This window comes from Glycomyces sp. NPDC021274 (assembly GCF_040641195.1).
Lineage (GTDB): Bacteria > Actinomycetota > Actinomycetes > Mycobacteriales > Micromonosporaceae > Glycomyces.
This window is the reverse complement of sequence record NZ_JBFADC010000034.1, coordinates 1-3,205: the sequence shown is the minus strand read 5'-3', so window position 1 is coordinate 3,205 and position 3,205 is coordinate 1. Positions and strand designations below refer to the sequence as shown.

Genomic DNA, 3,205 nt, shown 5'->3' with positions numbered 1-3,205 from the left:
GTTCTGGTCTGCGGCCGGTGGTGCCGTATCGGCGGTATATGGAGTGGCTTGCGGGGCGGGATCGGGGGGCGGCGGAGTCGGCGTGGCGGGAGGTGTTGGCTGGGGTTGAGGGGCCGACGTTGTTGGCGCCGTCGGTGAGGAATGTGGCGCCGTTGGTTCCGGAGCGTTTTACCCGGGAGTTGTCGGAGGGGTTGTCGGGGGAGTTGCGGGCGCTGGCGCGGGCGCGTGGTTGGACGATGAACACGCTGGTGCAGGGTGCTTGGGCGGTGGTGTTGGGGAGGTTGTCGGGTCGGGATGATGTGGTGTTCGGGACGACGGTGTCGGGTCGGCCGGGTGAGTTGCCGGGGGTCGAGTCGATGGTGGGGTTGTTTATCAATACCATTCCGGTGCGGGCTCGGTTGGATGCGGCTGAGTCTGTGTCGGGGTTTTTGACGCGGCTTCAGGGTGAGCAGGCGCGGATTCGGGCGCATGACCATCTTGGGCTTGCGGATATTCAGCGTGCGGTCGGGTTGAGCGAGCTTTTCGACACTCAGATGGTGTTTGAGAACTATCCCGCCGAATCCGCCACTGTCGAACGCTTCGAGGGCCTGCGTATCACTGGCGGCGAGCAGCGTGACGCGGCGCACTATCCACTGACGCTGATTGCGTGGATGACAGGCCCGCGCCTGACCCTACGGCTCAGCCACCGGACCGATGCCTTCGATGAAGCCACGGTGGAGGCGTTGGCTGCGCGTTTGGTGGGGGTGTTGGAGCAGGTGGTTGCTGCTCCAGAGGTGCGGTTGGGTTCGTTGGATGTGTTGTTGGCGGGTGAGCGGGCGGAGTTGGTTGCGGGGTGGAATGACACTGGGGTGCCGGTGTCTGGGGAGTCGTTGCCGGGGTTGTTTGAGGCTCAGGTGGGTCGGGCGCCGGATGCGGTGGCGGTGGTGTCCGATGCTGGGTGTTTGTCGTATGGGGAGTTGGAGGCGCGGGCTAATCGGTTGGCGCGGTTGTTGGTGGGTCGGGGTGTGGGGCCGGAGTCGGTGGTTGCGGTGGTGATGCCGCGTTCGCTGGATTTGGTGGTGGCGTTGTTGGGGGTGTTGAAGGCGGGGGGTGCGTATTTGCCGGTGGATCCGGAGTATCCGGTGGAGCGGATTGGGTTCTTGTTGGAGGATGCCCGGCCCGCGGTTGTGCTGACGGTGAGTGAGTTGGTGGAGGCGCTGCCGGGGTCTGGTATCGAGTGCCTGGCGGTGGATAGTGAGGTGGTCCAGCGGGAGTTGGCGGTTCTGTCTGACGGTGTTGTGTCGGATGTGGAGCGGTTGGCTTCGTTGAGGTCGTCGCATCCTGCGTATGTGATTTATACGTCGGGGACTTCGGGGCGGCCGAAGGGTGTGGTGGTGTCGCATGGTGGTGTGGTGAATCGTTTGTTGTGGGCGCAGGGTGTGTATCGCCTTGGTGGTGCGGATCGTGTGTTGCACAAGACGTCTGTTGGTTTTGATGTGTCGGTGTGGGAGTTGTTTTGGCCGTTGTTGGTGGGGGCGGGGGTGGTGTTGGCGCGGCCGGGTGGGCAGCGTGATCCGGTGTATTTGGGTGAGGTGGTGCGTGGTTGTGGTGTGACGACGGTTCATTTTGTGCCGTCGATGTTGGAGGTGTTTTTGGGTGCTGAGGGTGTGGGGGGTTGTGGTGGTCTGAGGCGTGTTTTGTGTAGTGGTGAGGCGTTGTCGGAGCATGTGCAGGAGCGGTTCTTTTCGGTGTTGCCGGGGGTGGGGCTGCATAACTTGTATGGGCCGACTGAGGCGTCGGTGGATGTGACGTTTGCGGAGTGTGTTGCGGGGTCGGGTGTGCCGCCGATTGGTCGTCCGATTGCCAATACGCGGGTGTTTGTGCTGGATGGCGGGTTGAATCCGGTGCCGGTGGGTGTGGTGGGTGAGTTGTATGTGGCTGGTGCTGGTTTGGCGCGGGGGTATGTGGGGCGTGCGGGGCTGACGGCGGAGCGGTTTGTGGCGTGTCCGTTCGGGTCTGCGGGTGAGCGGATGTACCGGACGGGGGATCTGGCGAAGTGGACCGCTGATGGACAGTTGTCCTACGGCGGGCGTGCGGATGAGCAGGTCAAGATCCGCGGTTTCCGTATTGAGCCGGGTGAGGTCGAGTCGGTTCTGCGTGAGCACGATGCCGTTGGGCAGGCGGTGGTGGTTGCTCGGGAGGATCGGCCGGGTGATCGGCGTCTGGTGGCGTATGTCGTGCCGGGCGAGGTGGGACGGCCGGATTCAGCTGGTGGTTCTGCTGCGGTGGAGCAGGTGGGGGAGTGGCAGGAGATTTACGACTCGGTGTATGCGGGTCGGGTGTTTCCGTTGGGTGAGGATTTTACGGGTTGGGATAGTTCGTATTCGGGTGAGCCGATTGCGTTGTCGCAGATGCGGGCGTGGCGGGATGCGGCGGTGGAGCGGGTTTTGGAGCTGCGGCCGCGTCGGGTGTTGGAGATCGGTGTGGGGTCGGGGTTGTTGCTTGCTCCGTTGGCGCCGCGGTGTGAGGAGTATTGGGGGACGGACTTTTCGCGGGTGGTGATTGACCGGCTGGGTGTGCAGGTGGTGGAGGCTGGTCTGGGTGAGCGGGTGCGGTTGCGGTGTCAGGCTGCTGATGTGGTGGAGGGTCTGCCGCAGGGGCACTTCGACACGATCGTGCTGAATTCGGTGGCGCAGTATTTCCCTGACGGGGGTTATCTCGAGCGGGTCATTGAGTCGTGCCTGGGGCTGTTGGCTCCCGGGGGCACGATCTACCTCGGCGACATCCGCAATCTCCGACTTGCTCGGACCTTGCGTTTTGCCACACGGCTGCACCGGTATGGACGCGAGGGGAACGTTCTGACGCTGCGGCGTGCCGTGGACCATGACGCCGTGTTGGAGAAGGAGCTTCTGGTAGACCCCGGATTCTTCACCGCACTGGCAGAGGAATTGGACGACGTCAGCGGTGTGGACATCAGGCTTAAGCGGGGCTCCTACCATAACGAACTGACGCGGTATCGGTATGACGTGGCTTTGCATACCGCGCCGGTGAAGCCGGTCGTCGTGCCGGGTACGTCGCCTCTGCGGTGGGGCACGGACGTGGGTGACGTTGAGGGTCTGGCACGGCACCTTGCGGAGGTTTCCTCTGTGGAGGGGCTGCGGGTTGTCGGGGTCTGCAATGGGCGCATTGCGGATGAGGTTGCGGCGGCAAGGCGGTTGGATGCCCA

The 3,205-nt window shown here is 63.7% G+C and carries 1 protein-coding gene; it reads left to right on the top strand.

From position 1 onward, the window contains the following. Positions 1–38 precede the first annotated feature (38 nt). Positions 39–3,205: amino acid adenylation domain-containing protein (locus AB0I03_RS26265; RefSeq protein ID WP_360417280.1), on the top strand; the 3,167-nt coding region annotated here is incomplete at its 3' end.